The 22,825-nt window shown below is 39.3% G+C and carries 18 protein-coding genes; 3 read left to right on the top strand and 15 right to left on the bottom strand.

All coding sequences use genetic code 11. The annotated features are described in order from the left end of the window. Window positions 1-56 precede the first annotated feature (56 nt). Entirely contained in the window at window positions 57-1,544 is a 1,488-nt protein-coding gene (gene putP, locus O3607_RS08250; protein WP_105084870.1) for a sodium/proline symporter PutP, read from the top strand. Between the two features lie 74 nt (window positions 1,545-1,618). On the opposite strand, the gene O3607_RS08245 is transcribed toward putP, so the two are convergent. From O3607_RS08245 to nifJ, 3 genes are all read right to left on the bottom strand, one after another. Next, entirely contained in the window at window positions 1,619-2,647 is a 1,029-nt protein-coding gene (locus O3607_RS08245) for a YafY family protein (RefSeq protein ID WP_195186645.1), read from the bottom strand. A gap of 349 nt (window positions 2,648-2,996) precedes the next feature. Further along, window positions 2,997-4,613, bottom strand: a complete 1,617-nt coding sequence (locus O3607_RS08240) for a methyltransferase regulatory domain-containing protein (RefSeq protein ID WP_371443672.1) — start codon at window positions 4,611-4,613, stop codon at window positions 2,997-2,999. A gap of 272 nt (window positions 4,614-4,885) precedes the next feature. Then, window positions 4,886-8,422, bottom strand: a complete 3,537-nt coding sequence (gene nifJ, locus O3607_RS08235) for a pyruvate:ferredoxin (flavodoxin) oxidoreductase (RefSeq protein ID WP_156718891.1) — start codon at window positions 8,420-8,422, stop codon at window positions 4,886-4,888. A 385-nt stretch (window positions 8,423-8,807) separates the two neighbouring features. Here nifJ and O3607_RS08230 point away from each other — a divergent pair, with 385 nt between their 5' ends. Together O3607_RS08230 and O3607_RS08225 are read left to right on the top strand one after the other, a co-directional pair. Further along, window positions 8,808-9,731: a LysR family transcriptional regulator gene (locus O3607_RS08230; RefSeq protein WP_155087082.1), complete on the top strand. Its 924-nt coding sequence runs from the start codon at window positions 8,808-8,810 to the stop codon at window positions 9,729-9,731. Then, window positions 9,731-10,159, top strand: coding sequence for a hypothetical protein (locus O3607_RS08225; protein ID WP_155087081.1), 429 nt, complete (start codon window positions 9,731-9,733; stop codon window positions 10,157-10,159). The genes O3607_RS08230 and O3607_RS08225 overlap by 1 nt, the downstream gene beginning before the upstream one ends. Window positions 10,160-10,308: 149 nt before the next feature. Here O3607_RS08225 and O3607_RS08220 read toward each other — a convergent pair whose 3' ends face one another. From O3607_RS08220 to pyk, 12 genes are all read right to left on the bottom strand, one after another. Beyond that, window positions 10,309-10,926: an SAP domain-containing protein gene (locus tag O3607_RS08220; RefSeq protein WP_120055969.1), complete on the bottom strand. Its 618-nt coding sequence runs from the start codon at window positions 10,924-10,926 to the stop codon at window positions 10,309-10,311. A gap of 145 nt (window positions 10,927-11,071) precedes the next feature. Beyond that, a complete protein-coding gene (locus O3607_RS08215; RefSeq protein WP_155087080.1) occupies window positions 11,072-12,385 on the bottom strand; it encodes an MFS transporter in 1,314 nt (437 codons plus the stop codon). Between the two features lie 242 nt (window positions 12,386-12,627). Further along, complete coding sequence (locus O3607_RS08210) at window positions 12,628-12,984, bottom strand: cupin domain-containing protein (RefSeq protein ID WP_155087079.1); 357 nt, start codon at window positions 12,982-12,984, stop codon at window positions 12,628-12,630. Between the two features lie 28 nt (window positions 12,985-13,012). Then, window positions 13,013-13,891 carry a DUF4261 domain-containing protein gene (locus tag O3607_RS08205; protein ID WP_155087078.1) on the bottom strand — a complete coding sequence of 293 codons (879 nt, stop codon included), beginning with the start codon at window positions 13,889-13,891 and terminating at the stop codon, window positions 13,013-13,015. Between the two features lie 16 nt (window positions 13,892-13,907). Continuing rightward, a complete protein-coding gene (locus O3607_RS08200; protein ID WP_024064552.1) occupies window positions 13,908-14,411 on the bottom strand; it encodes a hypothetical protein in 504 nt (167 codons plus the stop codon). A 249-nt stretch (window positions 14,412-14,660) separates the two neighbouring features. Beyond that, complete coding sequence (citF, locus tag O3607_RS08195; RefSeq protein WP_187002562.1) at window positions 14,661-16,208, bottom strand: citrate lyase subunit alpha; 1,548 nt, start codon at window positions 16,206-16,208, stop codon at window positions 14,661-14,663. Next, window positions 16,198-17,163, bottom strand: a complete 966-nt coding sequence (locus tag O3607_RS08190; RefSeq protein WP_004695279.1) for a CoA ester lyase — start codon at window positions 17,161-17,163, stop codon at window positions 16,198-16,200. Before O3607_RS08190 ends, citF begins: the two co-directional genes overlap by 11 nt. Next, entirely contained in the window at window positions 17,163-17,432 is a 270-nt protein-coding gene (gene citD, locus O3607_RS08185) for a citrate lyase acyl carrier protein (RefSeq protein WP_005385629.1), read from the bottom strand. Before citD ends, O3607_RS08190 begins: the two co-directional genes overlap by 1 nt. Window positions 17,433-17,555: 123 nt before the next feature. Continuing rightward, window positions 17,556-18,959, bottom strand: coding sequence for a DASS family sodium-coupled anion symporter (locus O3607_RS08180; protein WP_060924528.1), 1,404 nt, complete (start codon window positions 18,957-18,959; stop codon window positions 17,556-17,558). Window positions 18,960-19,350: 391 nt separating this feature from the next. Beyond that, on the bottom strand, window positions 19,351-20,262 hold the full coding sequence (locus tag O3607_RS08175; RefSeq protein ID WP_024066727.1) for a LysR family transcriptional regulator: 912 nt from the start codon (window positions 20,260-20,262) through the stop codon (window positions 19,351-19,353). Between the two features lie 11 nt (window positions 20,263-20,273). Continuing rightward, window positions 20,274-21,017, bottom strand: coding sequence for a Bax inhibitor-1 family protein (locus tag O3607_RS08170; protein ID WP_371443671.1), 744 nt, complete (start codon window positions 21,015-21,017; stop codon window positions 20,274-20,276). A gap of 37 nt (window positions 21,018-21,054) precedes the next feature. Then, window positions 21,055-22,803 (bottom strand): pyruvate kinase, encoded by a 1,749-nt coding sequence (gene pyk / locus O3607_RS08165; RefSeq protein WP_371443670.1) that lies wholly within the window; start codon window positions 22,801-22,803, stop codon window positions 21,055-21,057. Between the last annotated feature and the right edge of the window lie 22 nt (window positions 22,804-22,825).

Genomic DNA, 22,825 nt, shown 5'->3' with positions numbered 1-22,825 from the left:
ATACTATAGAATGAAAATTTAACCTAAAATTTAACCTAAGGAGGTCTTATATAGGCATGACACAAGACAACTTAATGATTATCATCGCCTTTGCCTTATACCTAGGACTCATGATGTATATCGGGGTCTACTATTACAGGAAATCTAACAGCATCGGTGATTACATTCTCGGTGGCCGACAACTAGGACCATGGATCACAGCACTTAGTGCAGAAGCATCAGATATGAGTGGTTGGATGCTCATGGGTGTGCCTGGCCTAGCGTATACTACAGGGATTTCTGGTGTATGGATTGCCGTAGGTCTCACATTAGGCACATGGGCAAACTGGAAGTTTGTTTCTAGACGCTTGCGTAACCATACTGAGGTAGCTAGTGACAGTTTAACTTTACCGGACTATTTGAAAAATCGTTTCCACGATCAATCTCATTCGGTAGCCGTTATCTCCGCCCTATTTATCTTGATTTTCTTCTTGATTTATACTTCATCGGGCTTCGTAGCAGGAGGCAAATTATTCAACACCATCTTTGGTCTTGATTACACCGTATCTCTATTTATTACAGCGGGTATCGTCGTATTCTACACATTCCTCGGCGGCTTCCTCGCCGTATCTTGGACAGATTGTATCCAAGGGGCATTGATGTTCTTCGCTATCTTAGCGGTACCAATTACAGCTGCCATGTTTATGGGTGGTCCTATTGAAACATTCCAACTCATTCAACACGAGTTTCCTCAAGGACTTAGCCTATTCGGTGATCCATCTGATTGGTTCACTTGGATTATTGGCTTGATTTCTTCTCTTGGTTGGGGGCTTGGCTACTTCGGTCAACCTCATATCCTCGTAAGATTCATGGCTATCTCTGATGCTAAAGAGCTTAAGAAATCTACAAACATCGCCATGGTTTGGGTTATCTTATCCCTTATGGCGGCCATTGCAGTTGGCCTCATCGGTCACGTATATATGCTGCCAGATAAATTGGTAGGCACTGATGCAGAAACTGTATTCCTTATCATGACAGAGCGTCTCTTTACACCATTTGTAGCAGGTCTCATCTGGTCTGCAGTACTCGCAGCTATCATGAGTACCGCATCAGCCCAATTATTAGTAACAGCCTCTGCCATTTCTAATGACTTCTATGCGAATATCATTCACCCTAAAGCGAGTGATAAAGAGCTGGTACTAGTAAGTCGTATCGTAGTACTACTAGTTGCATTAATAGCCATCTATATGGCAATGGATCCAGATAGCTACATCTTAACCATGGTTGCCTATGCATGGGCAGGTTTTGGTGCTGCCTTTGGTCCAGCTATCTTGTTCTCCTTATTCTGGAAACGCATGACACGTCATGGCTGTATCGCAGGTATCGTCGTAGGTGGTTTAACCGTACTCATTTGGAAACAATTTGGATTCCTCGGCCTTTACGAAATCGTGCCAGGCTTCATCTTCTCTTCCATCGCTATCTATGTAGTGAGTATCATGGGTAAATTACCTCCTCGTCCAGTTCTTAAGGACTATCGCGAAGCAGAAAAAATGCATGTTCTATAAATTAGAAATCGGACGTTTAAAATAGCATACATAAAAAAAGAGCTAGTTGATTCAACGATCAACTAGCTCTTTTATTATGAGTATTGTGCTAAGCCTTCCTTAATAGCTTCTTTCACTTCTGCTACCAAGGATGTTGGTGAAAGTACTTTCACACTTTGCATATATTGAAGTGCCCAATACTTAAAGGCATCATGATTTACACGTACACGACATACAACATCATCAGATGTGACGTTGGTGAATTCCACATTGCCATCGAACCAATCTAAAATTTGGTTTACAATAGACCGCTTTGCCTTAAAACTTACGGTAACGGATTCACCGCCGAACATGTAAATATGTTCTTTTACATATTGTGATACATTAAAGGTGCGTTGTTGGTTATAACCCTTTATCTCCCGTAAAGGTTTTCTACGTTCGCTCAGCACCGTAATGTGTGCAATTCGATCGACACGCAATGTAGACATGTCATCATAATTTTCATGGTTCCCAACTAGGTAATAGTGTCCCCGATTCATAACTAGTTGGAATGGATTGAATACATACTTTCGCTCCTTATTATCTGGACCGAGATTGATATGTAATCGTTTATCCACGTCAGGTTGGCAATAAGCCAAGGAAATTTTTCTCCCCTTTTGTATTGCTTCCTCTATGAGATCAATATTAAGGAATAAGTCCTGACTTCTATGAAGGTAACCCGTAGCACTTTCAATATCAATACCATGGGGCTTGAAATGAGAGCTACCCAATTTAGCAACACGACTAATTAAATCCTTACGTTGAGATGCGGTAATATGACGAGACGCCAAAATACCGTCAATTAATAATCTCAATTCCGAATCTTCAAAGGTATGAATCATATAAAAATCAGTACGGCGAATAGTACCATCTGCTCCTACGGCAGACTCTTCACATTGAATACCAAAATCACCAGATTCATATAAATCATTTAAATGACGGCCTAAGGTCTTCCGATCGACGGATACCTCGTACCGCTCGGCTAATATACTGCGAATCTCCTCTTGAGATAAAGTATGATTAGCATCCGTTTCACTTTTCAGGATTTCTAGTATATATACTAGAACGGCCTTCTTAGATGCCATAAAAGACTCCTTTTACAAATAATACAATAAAAACAACATTGTAACTAATACAATTTATAATATCATCCACAACACATCGGATGATGTTCACAAAAATACCCATACATAGTATACCACACTTTTCATATATGGTTCATTTATTTCTCATTAATTTTATCGATTTACTATACTTTTTTGGCAATATTAAATAACTAAATGTAATAATTATTAAAAAAGATTAAATTAAATTATATAAAACAAAAACCCATTACTACTTAATACACATAAATGTTATAAGTATAATGGGTTTTATGTTTATTCTGAAGATTATATGAATCACCAAAATATTATCTTAGAAATTTTAAAAGAATTACGAAAGACCATTGTTTTTCTTACTTCTAATAAAGCCTAATTGCTCCATACGCTTCGTCAATTCATTATAGAATGCTTCCGCCATGGCATTTGGGTGTTTACCAGTTTGGGCCTTATCAGCGCTAAAGAGAGAATCTTTAATCTTCTTAATCATCGTAGACTTGGCTTTAGGCTTATTCAATAATTCCATGAACAATAAATCTTCTTCAGAAATATCACCAATAGCGTCATTGAACATATTTGCACCATAAATATATTCACTACCACCATCAGCAATAGCTTTTACAAAATTTGTAAAACGAGCTGGTACATAGGATAAGCCCTCCATATATTCCTGTTTATCAGGGAATGTTTTATAGAATCGAATACCACCGCGTACCATATGTTCAACGATAGCTTTATATAAACTACATACAGCTGGTTCTAAGTCATCTTCAGATGCATTAGCAGTATCATGAGCAGCTTTTAAAATGGCAAGGGCTTCGATCATATTGAAAGTGCCACCATCTTTAATGAGCGCTTTGAATGTATCTCGTAGAAGCTCATTTTCAAACATTTCTAATGCTTCTTCATCAAAGAGGATTTGGAATACAAAACTATTTACGATAGACCGTACAGGTACTGTATTCACCTTATCAGGATTAGCTACATCATAGCTAATATCCTTTGCAGCACGTTCTTTGCAAATAATAGACTTGCGGAATGTTGTATCAAGCATAAAGTCTAAATATTGTTCTTGATCCGCTTGGCTATTAGGAGCCAATTTTTCAAGTTTATCGGCGATGCTTTCATCATAGGTACGAACCATGGATAATGTTAAATCTGCATCACATACATAGCTAAGATTGTGAGCTTTTAAATGATTATTGAATTGATAGAAGTAACATGGATCATTATGAGGTTCTAAATGGTCATGACCTACATAATAATCATCCTTTTGCATAACGGAACGCAAGGCACCTAAGAATTTACTATTACGCTCTTTAAGGTTATCATAATTAAGAATTTGAGCACCTACTAGACTACCTACAGTTTTACCGCGTAATACCTTTTCCTTATGAGTCAACTCATCATAACCACGATTAGCAAATAGCATAAGTTGACGAACCTCTTCCATCGTATGCCAACCTGGATATGTATTATAGGATACATATGCAATGCCATTATCAGCCAAATGATGAGATATAATATCAAGCAACTTATCCTTCATTTCATCGCTAATCCAAGAGTAAAAACCATGGGCAATAATGTAATCAAAGTTTCCTAAGGATTCATCAAAGTTCAAAATATCCCCTTGCAATAGAGATACATTATCTAACTTGGCATCACTAATAATTTTGTTGCCCTTCTCTACTTGATCTTGGGAAAGCTCAATACCTACAAATGTTGCTTCTGGATTATGCATAGCTTGAGAAATAATATTTCCTCCATACGTAGCACCTAATTCAAGTACACGTGCTGTTTTAGCCGTTGGTGGCTTAAGACCTACAAGTGTACCATATGCTTCCAAATAGGCAGGTGTAGTAAAAGGAAATGGATAGGATTTATAGCCTAACTCTTTATATATTGTTTGTTGCATATCGTCTGTTGCGATCTGTTGATTATCCTTAGCCATAAGCACCTCTATATTTACTATTACAGTTATCAAATCATATATCAGTACAATATACCTAGTAGTATATGCACAACTATTTAATATTATACCAAATTCCTAGTATATTACCTATTGTAAAAGCATTAGTAATTCAGGAACTAGCTATTCAAGAAATGGCCATATTATTTTAAGATACCGTCAAAATATATTCATACTATAATAAATATATTATATACAAAAGAGACACCCTCGAAAGGGTGCCTCTTATTAGTTCTTAGTCGTTAAATAACGAATTATTTCACGTCTTCGAAACCTTTTTGTAAGCGAACATAGCTTAAGCGACGATCTTTAGCGTCTTGTTCAGTTTTAGCGAACAATTCTTCTGCAACATCTGGAGCTGCTTTAGCCAAGGAAGCGTAACGAACTTCACCTTTAAGGAAGTCTTGGAAGTTTTCAGTTGGTTCTTTGGAATCCAAGGAGAATGGATTTTTACCTTCTTCTTTAAGTTGAGGGTTGTATCTGTAAAGATCCCAGTAACCAGCTGCAACTGCTTTACGTTGTTCTTCTTGAGCTTTACCCATACCAGCTTTGATACCATGGTTGATACATGGGCTGTAAGCGATGATCAAGGAAGGACCTGGATATGCTTCAGCTTCTGCAACAGCTTTCATCAATTGGTTTTTATCTGCACCCATAGCTACTTGTGCTACGTATACATAACCATAAGACATAGCCATCATGCCAAGGTCTTTTTTCTTAGTACGTTTACCAGAAGCTGCGAATTGAGCAACTGCTGCGATATTAGTGGATTTGGAAGCTTGACCACCAGTGTTGGAGTATACTTCAGTATCGAATACGAAGATGTTGATGTCTTCGCCAGAAGCTAATACATGGTCAACACCGCCGAAGCCGATATCGTATGCCCAGCCGTCACCACCGAAGATCCAGTGGGAACGTTTGATCAAGAATTGTTTTTTCTCAAGAATTTCTTTCAATTCTGGAGTTGTAGCACCTTCAGCTTCGATAGCTGCTACTAAACGTTCGGAACGTTGACGAGTTGCTGCGCCAAGGTTAGCGAATTCGATCCATTGTTCCAAAGCTTCTTTCAATTCGCCTGTAGCAGTTTCTACAGCTTTAGCAGCTAATTCTACTAATTGTTGACGAATTTTCTTAACGCCGATGTACATACCATAACCATACTCAGCATTGTCTTCGAACAAGGAGTTTGCCCAAGAAGGACCTTGACCTTGTTGGTTAGTTGTGTATGGAGATGCAGGCATGGAAGCACCCCAGATGGAGGAACAACCAGTTGCATTGGCAATCATCATGCGGTCGCCGAACAATTGAGTTAACAATTTAGCGTAAGGAGTTTCACCACAACCTGCGCAAGCACCGGAGAACTCGAACAATGGTTGTTCGAATTGGGAACCTTTAACAGTTTCCTTCTTCATAGGGTTTTCTTTTACAGGAAGGTTAACACCGTAGTTCCATGCTTCAGCTTGTTCGATTTCGGAATCGATGGAAGTCATTACGATAGCTTTGCCTTTAGGAGCTGGACAGATATCAACACAGTTACCGCAACCCAAGCAATCTAATGGGGATACTGCGATACGGAATTGAAGGTCTTTAGCGCCCAATGCAGGGATTGTATCGAAATGTTCTGGAGCTGCAGCCACTTCTGCTTCAGTTGCCAAGATTGGACGAATTGTAGCATGTGGACATACGAAGGAACATTGGTTACATTGGATACAGTTTTCAGGTAACCATTTTGGAACGAACAATGCAGGACCGCGTTTTTCGAATTTAGCAGTACCAGCAGGTAATGTACCATCTTCGTAACCAGCAAATGTGGATACAGGAAGATCATAACCAGCTTGTGCATTGATTGGTTGTGCAATGTTTTGAACGAAGGATGGGCAAGATTCGCAACCAGGTTTAACTGCGTGGCCGCCTTCATCAACAGCGTTTTTCCAGTCAGCAGGAACATCTACTTTTACCAAAGCGTTAACGCCTTGATCGATAGCAGCGTTGTTCATGTCAACGATATTTTGACCTTTTTTACCGTAAGAAGTTACTACGGATTCTTTAAGGTATTTAACAGCGTCATCTACAGGGATGATTTCAGTCAATTTGAAGAATGCAGCTTGAGTTACCATGTTGATACGGCCGCCCAAACCGATTTCAGAAGCGATTTTCGCAGCGTTGATGATGTAGAAGTTCAATTCTTTTTCTGCGATTTGACGACGTAATTTAGCAGGTAAATGTTCGTTCAATTCTTCAGGAGACCAAGTACAGTTCAACAAGAATGTACCGCCTTTTTTGATGCCGCGGATCAAGTCGTATTCATGTACGTAAGATTGACGGTGACATGCTACGAATTGAGGTTCAGTTACCAAGTATGGCAAGTTGATTGGGTTTTTACCAAAACGAAGGTGAGACATTGTTACGCCACCAGATTTTTTGGAGTCGTAATCGAAGTATGCTTGAGCATACATGTCAGTGTGGTCACCGATGATTTTGATAGCGGATTTGTTCGCACCTACAGTACCGTCAGAACCGAAGCCCCAGAATTTACATTCAGTCAAACCAGGAGTTTCAACTTCTACGCCTTCAGCACGATCTAAGGACAAGAATGTAACATCATCATTGATACCCAATGTGAAGAATTTCTTGCCGTTTTCAGCAGCCAAGTTATCGAATACAGATACGATGTCTGCAGGGATAACGTCTTTGGAGCTCAAACCATAACGGCCAGCGATAACTTTTACGTTACGGCCACCGTCGATTACAGCAGCTTGTACGTCCAAGAACAATGGTTCAGCCAAAGCGCCTGGTTCTTTAGTACGGTCAAGAACTGCAATGCGTTCTACTGTTTGAGGAAGAGCTTTCAACAAACGATCTGTTGCGAATGGACGGAACAAGTGAACGTTGATGAAACCAACTTTACGGCCCAATTTGTTTAAGTAGTCAACAGTGGATTGAACTACTTGAGCGGAGGAACCCATAGTTACGATTACGTCAGTTGCATCAGGAGCACCATGGTAGTTGAACAATTGGTAGTTAGTACCAGCCAATTTGTTAACTTCGTTCATGTAATGTTCTACAACGTCAGGAACGTTCAAGTAGAATTTGTTGGATGCTTCGCGATGTTGGAAGTAAACGTCAGGGTTTTCTGCAGTACCACGAGTTACAGGAGCATCTGGGTTCAAAGCATTTTTACGGAAAGCTTTAACAGCGTCCATGTCTACTAATGGTTTCAAATCTTCATAGTCCCAGATTTCAATTTTTTGAATTTCATGGGATGTACGGAAACCGTCGAAGAAGTTGATGAATGGTACACGAGTTTTAATAGCTGTCAAGTGAGCTACAGCGGACAAGTCCATTACTTCTTGTACGGAGGATTCAGCAAGCATAGCGCAGCCAGCTGCACGAGCAGCCATTACGTCTTGATGGTCACCGAAGATAGCCAAAGCGTGTGCAGCCAATGCACGAGCAGCTACTTGGAATACACCTGGAAGTAATTCGCCTGCTACTTTGTATAAGTTAGGAAGCATCAATAACAAACCTTGGGAAGATGTGAAAGTTGTTGTTAATGCACCAGCTTGTAAAGAACCGTGAGTTGCGGCAGCAGCACCTGCTTCAGATTGCATTTCTACAACTTGAACAGTGTTGCCGAAGATGTTTTTACGACCAGACGCAGCCCATTCGTCAATGTGTTCTGGCATTGGGGAAGATGGAGTGATTGGGTAAATCGCAGCAACTTCTGTAAAACCATAAGAAACGTGAGCAGCCGCTTGGTTGCCGTCCATAGTTTTAAATTTACGACTCATGTGATTATTGCCTCCTTAAGCATTTAGCAAAAATAGAACACTTGCTTAATCTATCATTATGTTTAGGAATAACAACCATTACAAACTTGCGCACATGAAAAAATAATGCAATAATATATATGTTATATATAATATGGCATTATGTGTGAACATACTTTTGTATTGGGCACAACCATAATTCCTAATATCATAACTTGATATAGCCCTATATGCACATTATAACGTGCTGGGCCCTATCAACGCAACACATACAGTGACTGTCGCTTTGCCAATATTGCTATCCATGCTTTACATAAAGTAATAGCTAATTGCGTTATAGTAATAACTATTCTCATTTAGTATAAGTCACTTCCCATAACCAGATTTTATTTTTAGGGGGTTAATTATGGATTTTCATCATTTGAAATACTTCGTTGAAGTAGCTGATCAAAAAAGCTTTAGTAAAGCTGCGCGGAATTTGCACATCTCCCAATCCGCTATCAGCCGTACTATTAAAGCTTTAGAAGACGAACTTGGTGTTGTTCTCTTCATGCGTAATGCTAAATCTGTAGAACTTACTGATGGGGGTACCATCTTCTTAACCCACGCAAAACGCGTAGTATTCATGTTTGAACATCTAAAAACTGATTTTGAAAACGAGTTTCGTTTAGAGCAAGGTTCCATTAGAATTGGTATTCCACCAATTACCGATGCACCTATCTTCGCTCAGCTTTTAGGGGAGTTTAAAAAAGTATATCCACAAATTGAATTAGAACTTTATGAACAAGGTTCTAAAAAAGTTGAGATTAGTGTTCAAGAAGGCTTGATTGATATTGGTATCATTTGTACGAAACCAAATCCAAAAGAATTTGAGTCCTTCTACCTCACTAGTGATCCTCTTTCTGTTATCGTTCCAAAATCTAGCCCTCTTGCGAAAGAAAAAGAAATTCGTTTAGAAATGCTAGCTGATGAGTCTTTCGTATTGCACAAAGATGACTTTAATTTGCATGACGAAATCATCAAAGCTTGTAAACATACAGGTTTTCAACCTCATATCGTATTTGAAACAAGTCAACGTGATCTCATGTTGCAAACAGTTAGTGCAGACCTTGCCATCGCATTGTTACCATCTCGTCTCTGCCCTGAGGCAGGTGAAAATACAGAGGTTGGTTCCAAGGTCGTTGTACGTCCACTTGTACCAGAAATCATTCATACACTTTATGTTATTTGGAAAAAAGGTCATTACCTCTCCCACGCTTCTCGCTTGTGGTTAGACTTTGTAAATTCCAAATTACCATTACCTGGATTACAACTCGAGGATCGTCAATAATGAATAAACCATCTGGGCTCGCATCTAAATTGCGGGCCCTTTTGAAAGCTAAAGAAACACCCATGTGGGGCGTTATCATTGTGCTGGTTATCGTTATCATATTCCAGCAAATACAAATCTCTGAATTACAATGGCGTGTCGATGAAGACCACGATGGCTCTACCATCGACAGTGTAGCAGGTCGTCTTTACATTCTTGAAGGGATGGCTAATAAGCATAGTGATCAACTAAACGAAATCCTAAAAGATATTCGTCAACTACAAAATGACGGTGCCAAGTACGACTGGGAACTAAAGCAACTGCAATGGTTGCATCCAGAGCTCAAAGTACAACCACCAGAGGCAAACCCACACCCATTCAAATCCACAGATCTAAACCTGGATATGAATCCTGGGAAAGTGCCTGATGTAACAAAACAAAATCAATAAAGAAATCAGAAATAAATAAAAGCACCTTACATACCTACAAAAGTCATCACAAATGACTCTTCTCATAGGATATAAGGTGCTTTTATCGTTATTCTATTATAGATTTAATTGCTAGTTTTCCCATACATCTCTGCAACGACAAGTTGCTTCTACTTGCGATACGCTTCTAATTTATATGCATATTCACTTAAAAGCTCCTTTGAATAAATTTTTTCATTTTTTGAATCTCTAACTTCTTTCCAAATAATAGATGCTACTTTTAATTTATTCGAATAATTGCCACTACATTCGTCTGCACAAAAATCCTTAAAAAATTGATTCCATTGACAAACCGAATTGTCATACTTTGCATAATCTGATTCACCATAATATACTTTCAGCAAATCTCCAATTGTAAAGCTTGTATTTTTTTCACTTTTTACTTTTCTCCAGGCAGTAGCCATATCAGCATTAAATTTAAATCGTGAAACACCTATTAAAGCAGAGAAATATTCTCTAAACTTCGTATTAAAGGAAAAATTACATTCAAGTAATGGTGTATCTAAAGTAATACTTTCCACTTGCCTTCTTCTATTTTTTATTGATGATTTTTTAATTAAATCGCCTTTAAAGTACTGCTCAATAATATAATTGAGTTCTTGTTTTGTTCCCCTATATTCTAATCCTAATGATTTACATATTTGTGAAAGTTCATCACGATACCAATAATATTTATTAAATTCATCAAATGATGTAATTTCATCAAACTTAGGTCTACACTCTTTCAATATTTGTCTCCTCAAGTTTAAATAATACTATTTTGTAAATTGTAACATAAAATTGAATAGTATCCAAAATCACACCATTGAAGCATTCGTTAAATATTTTCCTATTAAGTTGTCTATAATCTAGTTATCTATAATATAGCTCTACTTAATCCTCTTTATGTTCCATAGATTTTGGAAGTGTCAAAATTAATAGACCAGCAAGGAACATACAAGCCCCCATTACATAGTAACCATAAGCAAAGCTACCAGTGTGACCATTGATGAATCCAAGCATATAAGGACCTACCCAGCCCCCCATATTACCTGAAGAGTTAATGAGTCCCATCGCCCCCGCTGCAGCAGCGCCAGATAAGAAGGTTGTTGGCATGGTCCACCATACACCCATACCACCGTAAACACCTACTGCAGTTAAGCATATAAAGAATAAGCTAACTTCTGGAGATGGACTGTGTGGTGTTGCTAAGAAACCAATAGTACCAATGAACAATGTAGTAGCAACGTGCCAACGTTTTTCATTGCGCTTTTCAGAAGAGTAACCACAGTATATTTGTACAAGTAATGCAGCAGACATTGGAATCGCAATAGACCATGCTACAACACTTGGTGGCCATCCAGATAAGCTTTTAAGCACTTGAGGCATCCAGAAGCTAAAGCCCCAGAAGCCAATAACCCATAAGAAGTAAATTAACGCTAAACGCAATACTTTGGGATCTTTTAAAGCTTGCCATGTAGTATATTTCTTTACAGCTTGCTTTTGTTGCTCTTCTTTTTCAAGTTCAGCCTTAATATACGCTTTTTCTGCATCCGTTACCCAAGACGCATGATCTGGACGTTCTTTCATCCAGAATGCGAAAATGAACGCAAAAATTACAGCAGGAATAGCTTCAACGATAAAGAGTGTGCGCCAGCCATGAAGGCCAAAGAATGTTGTATCAAGTAAGATACCTGCCAATGGACCGCCAATGATATTAGAGAACAATAAAGATGTTAACATCAAGGAGATCGCCTTTGCACGTTCCTTTGGCAAGAACCAATTTGGAATCAATAATGAATAAATTACAGGATATAAAGAGGCTTCACATAGACCAAGGAGGAAGCGATAGATATAAAACTCCAATTCTGTAGTCATCGTTGTCATAAGAATACATACGAGACCCCAACTAAACATAATACGCGCCACCCAATGCATAGCATTACAACGCGCAGCGATTAGAGATGCAGGGACTTCAAATAAAACATAGCCAATAAAGAATATGCCAGCCCCCATACCAAATACCTCTGGTGTCAACCATGGTAAATTCTCCTTCATGGTCAAGCCTGCATAGGCAATGTTTACACGGTCCAAAAAGGCAATAATAGAAACAATAAATAATGGCAGGACTACATGGAGCATACGCCGCGTCGTAAAGTCCTTAAAATCGATGGCCCCACTTTGAGGCTCTGGTGTAGATGAGTTCATATAATTCCTTTCTACTACTTAAGATATTACATACCTTATTATCTTAAGAAAACAAAAGTCCTCTGTCAATGGAATTATATAGAATATAGAAATAACAAATAGGAATAGCGAAATCAAAAAGATAGCATCTGAAAATAGAAAAGGTATATTCACAAAGAGTGACTGTATAAAATAAAAAAGCACTTTATAGTATAATGCTGTCTCCATTATAAGATAACAAAATACTATAAAGTGCTTTCATATTAATTTGTAGTAACAGGATCATAATCAGCAGGCACAGGAGCAACGATACTTACAAAGATAATATCTTCTGTCCCAGTATTTTTTGCACCATGACATTCACCCTTTTTAGATACTATAACTTGCCCTTTTGTAAAAGGCACCTCTGTATCAGGTGTTGGATAAAATACCCCCTTGCCTTGCAATATAACCCATATATCATCAGAGTTATGATGGTAATGTTTTGGTAAGGTTTGACCAGGTTTAATAACCCATACTGAACCACCTGTGGAATCAGTTTCATAAAATGGTGTTCTAACAGCTTTCTCTAGACTTTCAACTTTCACAAGTTCCATGTCAAAAACACGTTGATCATTCATAAATCTCACACCTTTCATTGATTAACAACTACCGAGTTCCAGATGCGTATTCACCCATATTAATATCTAGAACCTCTCGAACGGGCTGGATTAAAGAATCCTCGTATTGAACCTTCCACTGAATATCCTGATTCATCTCTCCATTTTGTAACCCCGCAATGGTTTCCCCATCACCTATTGGATTATACCATGTTCGCAAAATATAATTCAACACATTATAAGCATGAAATACTACATGATTAGGATCTACACCGTGAAAGTGATACTGTAAATCAGGTAAAAATAATGTACTCATACCCACAGAATCTACCATCATATCATTGGTACCTTGAATACTAAAATAACGCACATTTACAGCATAATACATGAAACGAGTCACCTCTTTATCAGGATGATTTTCAATCGATTCTCGACTTAAGAACTTACGAGATGGTCCAAATACAACGGCTTTACAAGAGGGATATAATTCTAGTAATGCATCTACATACTTTACAAGCATATCTGCACGTTCTTTGGCCGCTAAACCAGAGGCTAACATATCCGTAGCAAACACCCTGTATTGGCACTCTGCTAATAACTCATCCACATTTGGACAATCCCATACCTGACTACGATCAAAATCATCTAATACAGGCTTATCGATTTTCTCACAATTCGTCACCATCAAGGTCGGTGGAATATCTGCATCAGTATCCTCGTAATGCACCTTATAATTCTGAGGTGCAAAACCTGCGGAATCACGACGATGATCAAAACAATCCACAGGTCCTAAATACTTTGTGAGTACCTCTACCATTGTATCGCGGCCAGGCATATCACACTGCTCTGGCATCAATAACTCAACGAAAAAAATACCACCTGGTCGGACTGAAGTATCTGTTAAATCTTGTTTAAAAACTTGGCTCATATGCTCTCTCCTATAGTTAAAGCGTAATATAAAATGCATCCTTTATCCTATAGTATATCGGATGTTTATAAGTACTACAATTACGTAACCAATGTTTTATAAATAATATAAAGTCTATATTTTGACTACAGGTTAGAGTAATTTCTATATACTGTGACATCACGTTTATATGATTTAAACATAGGGATTCATATTCAGGTTCAAGCTGTTTACTATTCTCTAATGTTTGTAGAAATTTTGCATATAAATAATCAATACTTTCATAACGATTACCAACCTTACAACTCCCCATATCAAATAGGTTACGATAAGAAATATCTCCAGGCAATACAGACATCCAGTTTAAGGCATACTCTGATACACCGAATACTGTATTTTCTGGATTAGGCCCATCTAAATCATCCTGTAACCACGCTGATATTATTTGGTACATATTTAGTATTTCATATTCGCCTATTTCACCATAAAACTCACCTAACCCATCTAGATCAATCTCTAAATTGGCAATACAACGATACATAAAAACTACCTCCTAAAAGTCTCCAATCTTCTTATAGTAAAAGTATAACTATAATCATGTACCATATTTGCCACATTAGACTTTATTTCTATCTTTGAAGTTAATAATAAAACAACGCATAAATTCAAAAAGACCCGCTTCATGGTCCTCGAACTCATGGAGCGGGTCTTTGTATTAACTTACTAGCATGGGATGGTGAGTTGACAGCGAAACCCAAACGGACTCTACCGGACTCCAACCCCTACTCAATTATAGAGGTTTACGAACCACGTCAAGGATAGAACCATCGCGGTATTCTACGATTGCCACGATGTCTTCGTCTTTGTCGGATACAGGGATATCTTGTGGTTTACCTACTAAATCAAATGCTAATTGTTGTAATTCTTCAATTGTGAAGATAGGCAAGTTGCTATCTTTGAAGCGTTCAATCAAATCAGTACGAGCTGGGTTGATTGCGATACCGTATTCAGTAACGAGTACGTCAACAGAGGAGCCTGGTGTAATTACAGTTGCTACTTTGTCACGGATCATTGGCAAGCGGCCACGGATCAATGGGCAAGTAATAACTGTGCATTTAGCACCCGCTGCTGTATCGGAGTGACCGCCAGAAGCGCCCATCAATACACCGTTGGAGTCAGTCATTACGTTTACGTTGAAATCAAGGTCGATTTCAGTAGCACCAAGGAATACTACGTCTAGGTAGTTTGTAGTGCAGTCTGTCCATGGGTTAGCGTACATGGAAGCGGACATTTCGATGTGTGCAGGATTTTTATCTAAAGATGCTGCTGCAGTTGTATCAAAAGTTTGAGTATCGTAAATTGCACGGATCAAACCTTCTTCAAGCATACCAGTCAAGATACCAGTAGCACCACCGATAGCGAAGCCACCTACTTCACCACGTTTACGAAGTTTTTCAGCGATGAATTTCGCCACAGTCAATGGAGCACCACCAGCGCCCAATTGGAATACGAAACCATCTTTAATGATGCCAGCTTGGTCAAGGAATTCACCAGCTAATTCAGCAATTTTAATTTGGATAGGATTTTTAGTGAAACCTACCGCACCAGAAGCGATACCTTCTGGATCACCAATGCTTTCAACCTCAACAACATAATCTACGTCAGTTTGAGGGATTGCATAGTTGTGTACATAGTCAACCAAGTTATCTGTGATAATAACAGTTGTATCTGCATAGTGGGAGTCAACTTTAGCATAGCCAAGCGCACCACATGCGGATTTACCCATACGACCAGTAGCATTACCACGTGGGTCAGCTGTAGGAGCAGCCATGAAAGCTACGTCGATATGAACTTCGCCAGATTCGATAGCACGAGCACGGCCACCGTGGGAACGAATCACTACAGGGCGTTTCAATACGCCTGGGTTTTGAGTCAAGAATTTACCAAGACGATCGCGCAAGCCAGATGTTTCAATAGCTGTTACAGTACCATCTTGAATCATTTCTACCAAGAATTCATGGCATGGGGACAAGGAAGAAGACGCAATTGTAATGTCTTTAATGCCTTTTGCTTGAACGCGTTCCATAACCATTTTCATTACATAGTCGCCATTGCGCAAGTGATGATGGAAGGACAATGTCATGCCATCTTTTACGCCAGCTTTTTCGATTGCTTCATCAATAGAAGCAAGTACTTTATTAGTACCCACACGACTCATGTGTACAGGTTTACCTGCGCGATGAGCTTTAGGTTCAATAGCGAATTCACCTTGATATACTTCACGACCTTCTAGTGCTGGGATATTTGTTGGGATATCGCGACCTACTTTATTTAACATCGTATTCTGCTCCTTCCTCTAATTCAACTTTAATGCCTGCTGCACGTGCTTTATCAACTACGCGTTGTGCACGTACTACGATAGGACCATCGATCATTTTGCCATCTACGGAGATTACGCCTTTATTGTTGCGCAATGCATCTGCGTAGCTGTTCAATACCTTAACGGAGTGAGCGATTTCTTTTTCGTCAGGAGTGAATACTTCGTGGATAATTTTGATTTGGCTTGGGTGGATACAAGATTTGCCATCGTAACCCAAAGCTTTAATGAATTCAACTTCTTCGCGGAAGCCTTGTGGGTCTTTCACGTCGGAGAATACAGTATCAATTACGCGGATACCTGCTTCACGTGCTGCGTGAAGGATTGTTTGACGAGCGAACAATAATTCAACAGCTGGTTTATGTTTACCTGTACGAAGGTCAGCACGGTAGTCTTCAGCGCCAAGAGCGATAGCAACTACGCGAGGGCCATGGCAGATTTCACGAACATTGTACAAGCCACGAACGGATTCGATAGCCACGATAATGTTGATAGTACCTTCTGGCCAGCCATTAGCTTTTTCTACTTCTTCAATTTTCTTCGCTACGATTTCAACTTCAGATACGTCTTCAGTTTTAGGTAAACGAATCATATCAGGTTTAGCTGGAACGATTACATCAAGATCGTCATAGCCATAAGGAGTTTGTGTAGGATGGTTGATACGTACAACTGTTTCTGCACGGAATTTACGGGATTTCAATGCTTCTGCAGTTAAAAGACGAGCTGTATCTTTTTCTGTAATAGGCACGGAATCTTCGATGTCGATCATGATGGAGTCAGCACCGTGAATGTCAGCACTGTTAATCATTTTAGGTGTATTACCAGGTACGAACATCATGGAACGAGACAAGCGTTTTTTAGCAGCCTCTGTTAATGGATTTGTTTTAACTTCTGGGAATGTTTTATCGTTAGCCATTATGCTTTGCTCCCCCTTTCCAATGCGCCTAATACGCGAGCTTTAATTGTGTAATCCCAAGCATTTTTGTCTTGTACAATTACTTTTACGCCATCAAAACCAGCTTCTTTTACTGTGTTTAAGATAACGGATTTAATTTGGTCGCCGTATTGGCGGATAACTTTGGATGTTAATTCAATTTCGATACCGCTAGCAATCGGTTCAACCGTTACTAATGCATCATTTTTTTCGTCGAAGCCAGCTTGTGCAGCTTTTACTAATTGTGCCATGTTGCATCCTTTCCTTGTGAAACATTTATAAAACCCAAGTCTGTACAGGCTCGTCGCGAGAGCCATATACAGACATTGAATACTAACAATTAAATTCTAACACTCCATAGTGAAAGTTTCATATTACATGAAACCAGTAATTTTCCACCAAGGGATACCAATTACGTAGTTCAATACTAAACATACAACGGCGGAGATGAGACCAACTGTCCACCAGTCTTTTACATTGTTGTAACCAGCGGAGAAGATGATTGGACCAGGAGCTGCACCGTAGTGAGTTACGGAACCACCATACGCATTTGTACCAATCATGATGAACGCAAGTAATGTAGGATCGATGCCTGCGTTAATACCTACAATCAAGAATACTGGAAGCATTGCAGAGATGTATGCAGTACCAGATGCGAAGAAATAGCGAACTACAACGGAAATAATAGAGATAAGGATAAGCATCATGAATGGATCTAAACCAAAGTTCATATGAGCTTCTAAGTATTTAGCCAACCATTCGAAGAATTTACCTTTAGTCAATGCGGAGGATAAGCCCAAGATACCGCCGAACCAAATCAATGTGTTCCAAGCAGCTTTTGTTTTAAGCAAATCATCCCAAGAAATAATGCCACATACAAATGTAGCAATCATGGCTACGATAGCTACTGCGGTAGCATCGATTTTAATATCAAATGTTGGTAGAATCCAACCAGTGATTGCAAGAAGTGCGATAACGATAAGGCCTTTTTCGGACGCTTTCATAGGTCCTAATTCAGCTAAACCATCCGCCGCAATTTTCTTATTGTCAATATCTTTTACAGATGGACGCTCATACATATAACCAATAAGTGGTATTAGCATTAACATGATAAAACCAGGTACAAACATAGCTGCAGCCCATTGTGCCCAATTCAAGGATACACCTGTTAATTTAGTAATGAAATCAAGTGCTAAGTAATTTGGTGCCATTGCTGTAGCGAATAGGAAAGATGTTACCTTTGTTGCAAAGTAACCATTCTGTAAGAGGTAAGCACCTGCTTTTTTAGCAGTTTCACCAGGATATGAACCAACCGCTTCAGCGATAGATAAGTTGATTGGATAAACAATACCTGCTGCACGTGCTGTGTTGGATGGAGTTGCTGGAGACAAGATTAAGTCAAGGAATGCAGTTACATAACCAAGACGAAGTGTTGTGCTACCAAACAATCGAACTAAGTGGTAAGCGATACGGTGACCAAGGCCAGTTTTACCAAACGCAACGGATAATGCGAAGGCTGCGAAGATCAACCATAATGCTGTATTGCTGTAACCAGCTAATACATCTTTTGTGTTGCTCAATAAAATAGAAGATGTAGCAACACCTAATAATACCGTAATAGGAACTGGGAATGGTTTTAATACCAAGCCCACGATAGTTGCTAAATAAATGCCAAATAATTGCCATACTTGTGGTTTGAGGCCTTCTGGTGTGCCACCAAACCATGCGATTGCGACGATGGCAGCCATAACGGCAACGCGCCATAATTTGTCTTTCATGTGTGTCTTTACCTTTCTTAACTAACTTAGGCATACATAAAATCATCTAGTCTTTAACAACCTAACTGCTCGCGACGTCAGTTACATTGATTAAGTCTACACTCATTATATATGCTTAAAAGAATTATGAATAATAGATTACCTTTATAGGGGTTATAAAAACTTTTATATCTACTATTCATACTTTTTATGCATTTTAAGCATAGAATTGCAGCCCAAAATGAAAAAAATGCATGTATACGTCCCCAAAGGGGGTATACATGCACTTACATGGTTACTGCCTTGCTCTTTCGAGACACCTTTATTATGACTGATTATATCGAAAAAGTCTAATACTGAAATAGCATGGATAGACAGTTATAAAGCCTTATATAGACTCAATTTGTATAATCTATCCTTTATATTCTCTAAAAATACTATTATCTACAACAGTATGTTTTTTATAGTAATCGCGAACATATTCAATGAATGTTTTAACTACAACAAGATTTTCCGTATCCTTTGTATATACCATATTTGTATCACGAGTGATATAGGTCCCATCTTTGCTACGCAATGGACTTACATATATATCTCTATCCTTACAAGATCCAAGGCCCATATAGGTCAAAATAGACCATCCAAGGCCGGCGCGTACAAAGTGACGACACGTACTCATAGAATTTACATCCATCGCAACACTCGGTGGTTCTTCAAAATGCTCAGCACACCACGTTTCAATAATGTTTGCTACAGACGCATCTGTTTGATATTTAATGAATGGTACCTTCTCTAACGACTCAGGTGGTACTAATTCTTTATAAACCAAACAATACGGTTCCTCCAATAGTAATTCAGATTTACCAGATACTTCATAGCCACCACGAGAAAAGGCAACCATACAGTCACCAGAATTAAACATTTTTACTACTTGATGGCTGAAAGCAGTCTTAACTTGAATATGCACATCCGGATATTGCTCTCGAAATGATTTCAGTAAAGCTGGTAGTTCATAGTCTGCAAAATTGATGGATGATGCGATTTTTAAGGTCCCTTGAATCTTACCAGAAGCGGAATTCATAGCATTTTCTAAGGCCTCTTGATCTTGCATCATTCTTTTACAGTAGTCATAAAAAATTTCGCCTTGTGCCGTAAGAGCAATCCCTTCAGCAGTTCGCAACAACAGAGAATGGCCTAAGGCTTTTTCCATATGGCGCAACCGATAGCTTAAAGCCGGTTGTGATAAAAATAATTTTTCTGCAGCCCTTGTAATATTCCCTTCATCCACAACGGTTACAAAGGTTTGCCATTCTCTATTATCCATACAATCTCCTTTTATCGCTTATTACCAAAGATGCGCAATAAGGATAAGAATAAGTTAATGAAATCTAAGTATAGGCTCAAAGCACCTGTAATTTCAATGCGGTCTAAAATGGTTTCATCCTCCAAGAGCGCTACTTGTGACACATTATTTTTAATGCGGTTCACATCGATAGCTGTAAAGATGGAGAATACTACAACCCCTACATAACCTAGAACTAAGCTAACAGTATCGCTAAAGCCACTAAGTACAGCCCAGTTAAAATAACGAGCCCCTATCATCACAAAAGATACGATAATCATACCAAGTAAGGCAGCCATTACATATGGTGTTAGGGATGACAAATTACGTTTCGTAGTAGCCCCTACCACGGCAAAGCCAATGAAGAACGCTAACGTGCCGATTAACGCTGGAATAACTACTTCAAATACATTATATCGCAACGATATCAAGGTCAATGTAAGGCCATTCAATGCACTATAGAGGAAGAACATGCCTTTTAAAGTCATAACATTGGCAGTATACGCACGAGCACTAAATAGGAATACTACGCCTAGTTCAACTAATAGAATAATATTAAAGTTTTCGTATGCAAAGCGTAGCCAGTTTGGATTTGCCAACGCAGCCACTCCAACACCGATAGTCGTAAATAAACCTACAACCATCCACAAGAAGGATCCCTTCAAACGTTGGGATACAATACTTTCAACCTGAGCAACTTGAGAATTACTAGGTCCTGTTACATTATATGGATTCATACTATCCCTCCTTATATTTAATTATCTTTTACTAAAACTATCGAGCATTAGCAATGCCAGCAAATACCTTGCCCCGTTCGCCATCGATTGTTACCTCTTGACCTTCAAGAAGTACGTCATGAGCGTTTTTAGCACCTAAAATTACAGGAATACCATAGGTAATGCCAGCAATAGCACTGTCAGAGGTATAACCATCTTCAACAGCGATAATGCCGCCTGCACGTTTTGCAATAGCCATTAATTCAGGCTCCATTGTGCCCACCACAAGGATGTCGCCGTCTTTGAAGCTTTCATAATTGCCCTTATGATTAGCAGCAATGAATACTGTGCCGGTAACGGATTTACGCAAAATACCATTACCAGATAAGAGTACTTGCCCCGCAATGTGAACGCGAATCATATTTGTAGTCCCTGTAGCGCCAGATGGTACGCCAGCCGTTACCACAACTAAGTCACCAGACTCAATGACACCTGTACCAAGAGCACCTGTGATGGCTTGCTTAACCATTTCATCAGAGTTAACAATTTCATGACCTTTAATAGCCTCTACGCCCCAGCATAATTGCATGCGACGAATTGTTTCTTCATGCGGAGTTACAGCAATAATTTTGCAAGCCGGACGATGCCGAGCCGTGCTAATTGCAGTATGACCAGATTCAGTACATGTCAAAATAGCAGCAGCCCCAAGGTTTTGAGCGATGCGCACGCTTGCTAAACATACAGCACTGGTAGTTGTCATATCCACATCTTGACGAGCACGACTTTTACTATCGTAAATAGCAGCTTGTTCTGTTACCTCAGCAATGCGTGTCATAGTCGTAACTGCCTCTACTGGGTAAGCACCATTTGCAGTTTCACCAGACAACATGATTGCATCAGTACCATCTAAGATGGCATTGGCTACGTCACTTGCTTCCGCCCGTGTAGGACGTGGATTTTGAATCATGGACTCTAGCATTTGGGTTGCCGTAATAACTGGTTTACCCAAGTCATTACATTTTTCGATCATCATTTTTTGAAGTACTGGCACCTCTTCGGCAGGAATTTCTACACCGAGGTCACCGCGAGCAACCATGAGGCCGTCCGCTACTTCCAAAATTTCATCAATGTTTTTAACGCCTTCAGCATTTTCAATTTTCGCGATGATCTTGATATCTTTTTTCTCAGACTCAAGAATGCGACGAATGGCTACAATGTCCTTACCGCGTTGCATAAAGGATGCGGCAACAAAGTCTACGCCCTGTTTACAGCCAAAGCGCAAGTCCGCTTCATCCTGTTCAGATACAGGTGGCAAGCTAAGTGCTACGCCTGGTACTGCTACGCGTTTACGATTGCCTATTTCACCGCTATTTTGAACTGTGGTAACGATGTTATTACCTTCGATAGCATCGATCGTAAGTGTTACAAGGCCATCGGCCAATAAAATTTTATCCCCTACGGACACATCACTTACAAGACCTTTGTGGTTGACGGAGCTAATCTCTTTTGTGCCTTCCACATCATCCGTAGTCAACGTAAACTTTTGACCTGCTTCAAGGAATACTTTGCCCTCTTTAAATAGACCAAGACGAACCTCAGGACCTTTCGTATCGAGCAATAATGCGATTGGTTTATTAACAATCATCGCCGCATCGCGCACCATTTGCATACGCTCTGCTTGCTCTTCATGAGATCCGTGGGAGAAATTAAAACGAGCCACGTTCATGCCAGCTCGCATCATATCTTCTAAGATACCAAATTTATCCGTTCCCGGACCTACAGTACATACGATTTTTGTACGTTTCATTGTTCCTCCTATGAAAACCATC

It is taken from the genome of Veillonella sp. 20925_1_51, assembly GCF_041431445.1.
Lineage (GTDB): Bacteria > Bacillota > Negativicutes > Veillonellales > Veillonellaceae > Veillonella > Veillonella nakazawae.
Note: the sequence above shows the minus strand (reverse complement) of the source record. Positions and strands in the feature narration are given on the sequence as shown.

Coding starts and splice junctions, on each gene's coding strand:
- putP (WP_105084870.1), top strand. CDS start 57: ATGACACAAGACAACTTAATGATTATCATCGCCTTTGCCTTATACCTA.
- O3607_RS08245 (WP_195186645.1), bottom strand. CDS start 2,647: ATGGCATCTAAGAAGGCCGTTCTAGTATATATACTAGAAATCCTGAAA.
- O3607_RS08240 (WP_371443672.1), bottom strand. CDS start 4,613: ATGGCTAAGGATAATCAACAGATCGCAACAGACGATATGCAACAAACA.
- nifJ (WP_156718891.1), bottom strand. CDS start 8,422: ATGAGTCGTAAATTTAAAACTATGGACGGCAACCAAGCGGCTGCTCAC.
- O3607_RS08230 (WP_155087082.1), top strand. CDS start 8,808: ATGGATTTTCATCATTTGAAATACTTCGTTGAAGTAGCTGATCAAAAA.
- O3607_RS08225 (WP_155087081.1), top strand. CDS start 9,731: ATGAATAAACCATCTGGGCTCGCATCTAAATTGCGGGCCCTTTTGAAA.
- O3607_RS08215 (WP_155087080.1), bottom strand. CDS start 12,385: ATGAACTCATCTACACCAGAGCCTCAAAGTGGGGCCATCGATTTTAAG.
- O3607_RS08210 (WP_155087079.1), bottom strand. CDS start 12,984: ATGAATGATCAACGTGTTTTTGACATGGAACTTGTGAAAGTTGAAAGT.
- O3607_RS08205 (WP_155087078.1), bottom strand. CDS start 13,891: ATGAGCCAAGTTTTTAAACAAGATTTAACAGATACTTCAGTCCGACCA.
- O3607_RS08200 (WP_024064552.1), bottom strand. CDS start 14,411: ATGTATCGTTGTATTGCCAATTTAGAGATTGATCTAGATGGGTTAGGT.
- citF (WP_187002562.1), bottom strand. CDS start 16,208: ATGTTAAATAAAGTAGGTCGCGATATCCCAACAAATATCCCAGCACTA.
- O3607_RS08190 (WP_004695279.1), bottom strand. CDS start 17,163: ATGGCTAACGATAAAACATTCCCAGAAGTTAAAACAAATCCATTAACA.
- citD (WP_005385629.1), bottom strand. CDS start 17,432: ATGGCACAATTAGTAAAAGCTGCACAAGCTGGCTTCGACGAAAAAAAT.
- O3607_RS08180 (WP_060924528.1), bottom strand. CDS start 18,959: ATGAAAGACAAATTATGGCGCGTTGCCGTTATGGCTGCCATCGTCGCA.
- O3607_RS08175 (WP_024066727.1), bottom strand. CDS start 20,262: ATGGATAATAGAGAATGGCAAACCTTTGTAACCGTTGTGGATGAAGGG.
- O3607_RS08170 (WP_371443671.1), bottom strand. CDS start 21,017: ATGAATCCATATAATGTAACAGGACCTAGTAATTCTCAAGTTGCTCAG.
- pyk (WP_371443670.1), bottom strand. CDS start 22,803: ATGAAACGTACAAAAATCGTATGTACTGTAGGTCCGGGAACGGATAAA.